Source organism: Bacillus sp. P4_D3 (assembly GCF_056401855.1).
Window position 1 is genome coordinate 1 of sequence record NZ_JBFUIN010000139.1, and the last position, 7,423, is coordinate 7,423.

A 7,423-nucleotide genomic window follows, 5' to 3' on the forward strand; every position below is an offset into this window, starting at 1 on the left:
GGATAAGGAACACTATTTTCAAATAAAATGAGTTTATGTTCAAAATCTTCCCCAAAATCTTGTAGCTCTTGAATTTCTAAAATTAATTTTAATAGTTTCTTTTCATCCAATTCTTCACTCCCTTTGTTCAAGACAACCACCTTAGTAATCTAAGTACATCTCTTTATACTTTCCATGTTCATTTCAACATAAAATTACAATTTTCCTTTTGAATTATCCAAATCAATATGTTCCTTATACTAATTGATATGTTAAGGACAGATAAACCTTAATATAACTAAGAATAAGAACAGACCAAATCAGATGTAATTTGGTCCGTTCATTAGTATGCTATTTCTTTTCCTTATAATATAAATTTACAAATTGCCCAAAACGTTTCGTATCCGTTAAAGTTAAATTAATTTCTGGATTCTTGTCTTGAAATAAAGGAACTCCAGAACCTAATATATGCGGTGTAATCGTAACGATATATTCATCAATTAGATTATTCTTAAAGAACTCTTTCAGTAAACTCCCTCCACCGACCATCCATATTTTAGATCCTTCCTGTGCTTTTAACCTTTTTGTAAACTCCACTACATCTTCATTTACAAACTCCACGTTTCCGTTTGAACCTTTTTCTGAACCAGAAAAAACATAACACGCTTTATCCAAGTACGGGAATGTTTCCGTATGCTCTACTACATAATCGTACGTTCTTTTCCCCATAATTATTGTATCAATCGTTTCATACATTTCTGTATAACCGTTATCTCCCTCTCCTTCGGTTTCCATTAACCACTCTAAATCATCATTTTCTTTCGCAATATATCCATCCAAACTAGCGGCTATAAATAAAACAACTTCACGTGACATCTCTTTTCCTCCTTACACCTCATCTTGATAACATTATGATATAAACAATATACTAACAGTAAAACACGACAATTTATGTCATGTTTAAAAAGAAAAAGGTGATACATTTGTCAAAAGCTAAACGCTTATTAGATATTCTTATATTCGCTTCTGCGAAAAAAACATTTACAGCTCAGGAAATAGCTGATGAATTTAATATTTCCGTTCGTACTGTCCATAGATACATTTTAGATTTAAGTGATATGGGATTACCTATTTATGCAGAACAAGGTCGTAACGGAGGATATAAAGTATTAACGAATAAAGTCATTCCCCCTATTTTATTTACCGAAGAAGAAGCAGTATCCATCTTTTTTGCTTTTCAGTCTTTAAGCTACTACAGAGACTTGCCTTTTAACACAGAAATCAATTCCGTTACGCATAAACTGTATAGCTCCCTACAACATGATGCGAAAGCGAAAGTTGATAAAATACGATCTTATATCTCTTTTTGGAATCCGAAGAGAACAATTGATACACCTCTTTTAAACGAAGTATTAACCGCGGCTATTGAAAATAAAAATTTACACTTTCAATACGAATCTAAATCAGGGATAAAAATAAAATATGTTCATCCTATCGGTGTATATACTCATGATGGGCTATGGTACTTACCATCCTATGACTTCAGCAGCAAAAAAATATTACTGTATCGCGTTGATCGTATTCTTTCTATATTATCAACAGAAGAAAATAAAGATACGTTCATGAATTTAGAAGAATGGTTCGAATCTAACTCTAACGTAGTACACACTCCTATCCAATTACATGTTTTATTAACGACAGAAGGCGTGCGCCAATGTAAAAGCGTTCCTTACCTTGAAGAATTCGTGGTAGTAAACGAAGATGGGACAGGATATATAAATTCAACAATTGATAAAGGTGAAATTAATTTTATTACGCCTCTATTTTATCGGCTTGGAAAAGATGCACAAGTTTTAGAACCGAAAGAATTAATAGATGGTTTACGTATACGTGCGAAAGAGATTTTAAATATGTATGAAGACTAAAAAGCGTAAGAACATCCCTCTTACGCCTTTTTAGTAAGCAGTATTTGCTCTATCGCTTCTTTTAACCAATTCTGTGTCTCTTCAAAATTATAATTCTTCTTTTCTCCCGATTGTACCGTATAAAACTCAGCAAACGAACGCTCTTTATATCTCGGTACAACATGCATGTGATAATGAGTTAATTCGTTAAAAATTCCACCATTTTGACAAATTGTAACTCCGTCTGGTTTATACAGTAATTTAATAGCCTTTGAAATAAGCTTAGAAGCATCCATAATCGCTTTTGCTACACAATCATCTAATTCGTCTACTTCTAAAACATGCTGCTTTGGAACAATTAAAGTATGTCCCGCATAGAAAGGTACATGATCTAAAAAACAAGTTACATAATCATCTTCATACACTTTATATATAATTTCTTCTTCATTTGCTAATTTACAACCTAAACATTCCATCATGCTTCCCCCTCTGCTAAAAACATAAAAACGTGAGCGCCCTATTCTCACGTTTTTATGTTTCACTTTATTAATTCAATTGTTTCCGTAACTTTTATACTATCTTTTACAGATTGAACAATCGTACAATTCTTTACTGCAAGTTGCAGTGCCTTGTCTAATTGCTCTTCTGTAATGTTTTGCGCTTTAATTTTATAGTGCAAATGAACACTTTCAACTGGTTTTGATAGAGCTTCACTTCTACCAATTTCAGTTTCAATTGTAAACGTATCGTATGTAATGCGTTTCTTTTCTAAAATCGTTCGAAAAACAATTGCACTACACCCTGCAATAGAAGAAACGAGTAATTGTAACGGTGAATACCCGTTTTCTTTCCCTATCGCCAATGAACCATACGATAAATCTGCCTCTATATCATCATGCTTAATTTTTATTTTCATACTTTGCTTCCATCTCCACTTTCATCGGTTTCTTCCGCTTCTTACTCATATAATAATATATGTAGCAGAAAATGATAAATGGAATACCACAATATAACGCCATTCGTTGCTCTGGAATAAACGCTAAACTAATAACAACGATACTATTTGTAATTAAAGCTAAAATTGGAACAAGCGGGTATAGTGGTGTTCTATACTTTAAGTCCTCTAATTTTCCTCCACCTTTTAAATACTGACTTCTAAAGCGAAGTTGTGATAAAGCAATAATGATCCAACTTGAAACAGCAGATAAACCAGCTATAGATAATAAGTACATATATACTGTATCTTCTGCAAGGAAACTTGTTAATAAAGATAACGCCGCAACAGCAATTGTTACGACTAACGCTGTAATCGGAATACCACGTTTATTTACTTTCTTGAAAGAAGTTGGTGCCATTCCTTCATTTGCAAGTGACCATAGTATACGCGTTGCTGCATATAACCCTGAGTTCGCTACAGATAGAAGAGCTGTAATAATAACGAAGTTCATAATATCAGCTGCATATGGGATACCGATTTTATCAAATACAACTACGAATGGACTTTCAATTATCCCTGCTTCTTTCCAAGAAATTAACCCTACTAAAATTGTCATTGTTAAAATGAAGAATAACATAATGCGCCATACTGTATTACGAATTGCACGTGGAATTGTTTTTTCAGGATTCTGACTCTCTCCTGCTGCAATCCCGATTAACTCTGTTCCTTGGAAGGAAAAGTTAACTGTAATCATCGTAAGAAGCACTGCAGCTAGTCCATTTGGGAATAGCCCACCATCACTTACAAAGTTAGAGAAAAGAGGCGCTGCTTCTTTTCCGTCGTATGGTAAAAATCCTAGTAATGCGCTACCACCAAGTAGAATGAATGCAATAATTGTAACTACTTTAATACTAGAGAACCAAAACTCTAATTCAGCATAACTCTTCGCTGATATTGCATTTGAAGCATATAAAATAACTCCGAATACGAGACACCACACCCAAACATCAACATTCGGAAACCATCTTTTCATCATTAAACCGATCGATGTTAATTCTAATCCTACTGTTACTGCCCATCCAATCCAGTATAGCCAGCCGATCATAAATCCAGTTCCTGGTCCAATAAACTTCGTCGCATACTTTTGGAAAGATCCTGAAACTGGCATTGCTACCGTTAGCTCTCCAAGACAAAGCATTGTTAAATACATAATAAATCCGCCCACTAAATATGAAAGGATGGCTCCCCCTGGTCCAGCCTGATTAATGGTATAACCTGAACCTAGAAAAAAACCAGTTCCGATTACACCACCTAGTGCGATCATAAATAAATGTCTACTCTTCATCGTACGATGTAATTGCTCATTCGTTGTTTGCTGCATCTTAATCCTCCCCTACAAGTACCCCTATATCTTGTTAAAATTTTCTGATAATAAAAATATACACGAAAGCGGTTACAATTTCTATATAAAATTAAAACTTTTCTGATAAAACAATATAAAAATTCAACTATTAAGAGCTTACAATACTAATTTGAGGTAAAAAAGGATTTATAAGGAAAAAACTCTTACATTTTTTGTAAGAGTTAACGTATTTCTAATCTTCTAGATAAAATTGATAAACCGTAGTTTACAACAAAATACATACAGGCTGCTAGTATAAATGTCGGAATCATATAATTTACATTCTGCCCGCTAATAATTTGAGCATTATGCATAAGCTCTGGCAATGATATAACAACCGCTAATGACGTATCCTTTAACAATGAAATAAATTGACTAACAAGCGGCGGAACCATTCTTCTAAGTGCTTGCGGTAAAATAATGTGCCAAAGCGTTTGGACATATGTTAATCCTGAAGAGCGCGCCGCTTCAATTTGTCCTTTGTCGATAGATAATAAGCCACTTCTAACAATTTCAGATATCATTGCTGCTTCAAATATCGTTAAAGCAACAATTGCGGCTGTTATAATTTCTAACTTCAAACCTGCCTCTGGAAGTGCAAAATACGTAAAAAATATAATTAAAAGAAGTGGTAAATTTCGAATAACTTCAACGATAAAGCCTAGTATTGGTGAGATGACGGGTATTTTTGTATAGCGCAAAGTTCCTATTACACTACCGATAATAAAACTAAGGACAATCGCTACAAGAGCGACTTCTAGCGTGATAAGCAATCCTTTTAATAAAAAGAGTATATGATCTCCTGTAATAGCACCTTGAAAATCCATTTACACCCCCTCCTTTGCCAAGCGTCTTTCCAAATAACGCACTAGCATACTTAGCGGAATTGTTAATACTAAATAAAACATCCCGACAAATATATATACATCAAACGTAACTAATGTCTTCGTCGAAATTAAGTCTCCTTGATACATTAAATCCGTTCCAGCAATAATTCCGAGTATTGAAGAGTTTTTTACTAAATTGAGAAATTGATTTCCTAGAGGAGGAATGACGATTTTCATCGCTTGAGGTAAGACGACATGATACATCGCTTGCGTATAAGTTAATCCTGAAGAACGCGCTGCTTCCATTTGACCTTTCGCGACTGATAAAATACCAGCACGAATTACTTCCGCAATAAAAGCCGCTGTATAAACTGTAAGTGCAACTGTCCCTGCTACAACACCGTTGAAAGTAATTCCTATTACAGGCAAAGCAAAATAAAAAATGAATGCAATTAATACGAGTGGAATATTTCTAACAAACTCAACATAGGCAGAGCCAATCCAATTCAAAATACGAATAGGTGAAATTCGCATCACTGCCATAATAATTCCTAAAACAAAACTTCCTATTAGCGCAACTACACTAGACATTACCGTATATTTAAATCCTTCTAAATACATATCAATATTATTCGTCAAAATAGAAAAGTCAGGCACATATTCTCCCCTCTTTCTTTATAAGAAGAGGATGAGCATCCCTCATCCTCTCACTCTTACTATTTGTCCCAATTGGTATAGGCTGCTAATCATCAGTAGGAGATAACCCTTCCCCACTTATTAAAGTTTCATTCTATTTTTCTTGCTTTTGACCGATCCATTTTCCATACAATTTATCGTATTCCCCATTCGCTTTCATATCTTTTAATAAACTATTAATCTCTTTCGTTAAATCGTTTGCACCTTTTCGCACTGCAATTCCATACGGTTCATCCGTGAAAATTTTCCCTACAACTTCATAATTAGAATCTTGTTTTGCCATTCCATAAAGAATCGCATTATCTGTCGTTAAAACATCGCCTTTACCCGCTTTTAACGCTGTAAATGCCTCACTATAATTCTCAAACTCTAATACTGTTGCTTCTGGTGATTTTTGACGGATGTTATTTGTTGACGTTGAGCCTTTTACAGCCAATACTTTAACGCCTTGTTTCACATCATCAATACTTTTAATATTGCTTCCTTTTTTCACAAGTAACGATTGTCCCGCTTTAAAATATACATCTGAAAAATCTACTTCTTTTTTACGCTCTTCCGTAATTGTCATTGTCGCAATAATGGCATCAATATCACCATTTTTCAGCATTGGAATACGTGTTTTAGACGTTACTTCTTTCAGCTCTAGTTTCTTTTCATCACCAAGAATTTTTTTCGCAAGCGCCTTCGCGATATCAATATCGAATCCTTCTACCTGCCCTGTTGAAGGGTTTTTCAATCCAAATAAATTCGTATCATTTTTCACTCCGACTACTAATTTCCCGCGCTTCTTAATTTGTTCAACAACTCCGCCTTGTTTCGTATTTGTTTCTTTCGCCTCGTCTTTTTTACCCCCGCATCCAGCAACAATAAGCACGAATAAACATGAGAATACGATTAGAGTAAACAACTTTTTCATTTTAAGCATGAAATTCCTCCTTTAATGATTTAACACTCGGCTTAAAAATAGACGAGCTCTTTCTTTTTCAGGATTTGCAAAAAATTGTGCTGGTGTTGTATCTTCGATAATTTGACCGTCATCCATAAATAAAATCCTATCTGCTACCTCACGTGCAAATCCCATCTCGTGTGTGACGACAACCATCGTCATTCCTTCTTTAGCCAGCGCTTTCATAGCATCAAGCACTTCCCCAATCATCTCTGGATCAAGAGCAGACGTAGGCTCATCAAACAGCATAATTTCCGGTTGCATCGCGAGCCCCCTAGCAATCGCCACCCTTTGCTGTTGTCCACCAGATAATTGATGTGGATATACACCTGCTTTCTCCGGGATTCCCACTTTCTCTAAATAAAACATCGCTGTTTGCTCCGCCTTTTCTTTGGAAACTTTATTTACTTTAATTGGTGCTAGTGTAATATTTTGAAGAACTGTTTTATGTGGGTATAAATAAAAGTGTTGAAAGACCATCCCAATATTTCGGCGCAATTCATTCATATTTGTTTTCGCATTGTGTACTTCCGTATTTTGTACAATTAATTCTCCATCGGTAATTGCCTCCAATTGATTTATACACCGCAGCAACGTGCTTTTTCCTGATCCCGAAGGGCCAACAACTACTACCACTTCACCTTTTTTCACTTGTACATTAATATTTTTCAAAACTTGAAAGTTACCGTAATATTTATTAACTTTACGAAACTCAATCAACATACTCCCCCC

General features: G+C 34.8%; 9 protein-coding genes. 1 reads left to right on the forward strand and 8 read right to left on the reverse strand.

Annotated features, from left to right (window positions below; genetic code table 11):
- Positions 1-330 precede the first annotated feature (330 nt).
- Complete coding sequence (locus AC1DTM_RS14750) at positions 331-855, reverse strand: dihydrofolate reductase family protein (protein ID WP_016103533.1); 525 nt, start codon at positions 853-855, stop codon at positions 331-333.
- 80 nt (positions 856-935) lie between these two features.
- Between AC1DTM_RS14750 and AC1DTM_RS14755 the strand changes: the two genes are divergently transcribed.
- Complete coding sequence (locus tag AC1DTM_RS14755) at positions 936-1,904, forward strand: helix-turn-helix transcriptional regulator (RefSeq protein ID WP_033714571.1); 969 nt, start codon at positions 936-938, stop codon at positions 1,902-1,904.
- A gap of 20 nt (positions 1,905-1,924) precedes the next feature.
- On the opposite strand, the gene AC1DTM_RS14760 is transcribed toward AC1DTM_RS14755, so the two are convergent.
- The 7 genes from AC1DTM_RS14760 to AC1DTM_RS14790 form a co-directional block, all read right to left on the reverse strand.
- Positions 1,925-2,425 carry an HIT family protein gene (locus AC1DTM_RS14760; protein ID WP_229183338.1) on the reverse strand — a complete coding sequence of 167 codons (501 nt, stop codon included), beginning with the start codon at positions 2,423-2,425 and terminating at the stop codon, positions 1,925-1,927.
- Positions 2,422-2,799, reverse strand: coding sequence for an OsmC family protein (locus AC1DTM_RS14765; protein WP_002159300.1), 378 nt, complete (start codon positions 2,797-2,799; stop codon positions 2,422-2,424). Before AC1DTM_RS14765 ends, AC1DTM_RS14760 begins: the two co-directional genes overlap by 4 nt.
- Complete coding sequence (locus tag AC1DTM_RS14770) at positions 2,783-4,201, reverse strand: amino acid permease (RefSeq protein ID WP_002029755.1); 1,419 nt, start codon at positions 4,199-4,201, stop codon at positions 2,783-2,785. Before AC1DTM_RS14770 ends, AC1DTM_RS14765 begins: the two co-directional genes overlap by 17 nt.
- A gap of 203 nt (positions 4,202-4,404) precedes the next feature.
- Complete coding sequence (locus tag AC1DTM_RS14775; protein WP_016103530.1) at positions 4,405-5,049, reverse strand: amino acid ABC transporter permease; 645 nt, start codon at positions 5,047-5,049, stop codon at positions 4,405-4,407.
- Positions 5,050-5,706, reverse strand: coding sequence for an amino acid ABC transporter permease (locus AC1DTM_RS14780; protein WP_016103529.1), 657 nt, complete (start codon positions 5,704-5,706; stop codon positions 5,050-5,052).
- A 133-nt stretch (positions 5,707-5,839) separates the two neighbouring features.
- The gene (gene glnH / locus AC1DTM_RS14785) at positions 5,840-6,670 is read right to left on the reverse strand and encodes a glutamine ABC transporter substrate-binding protein GlnH (protein ID WP_002159304.1); all 831 of its coding nucleotides are present in this window, start codon (positions 6,668-6,670) and stop codon (positions 5,840-5,842) included.
- 12 nt (positions 6,671-6,682) lie between these two features.
- Positions 6,683-7,423 (reverse strand): amino acid ABC transporter ATP-binding protein (locus AC1DTM_RS14790; RefSeq protein WP_477000401.1); only part of this gene is annotated, 741 nt, incomplete at its 5' end.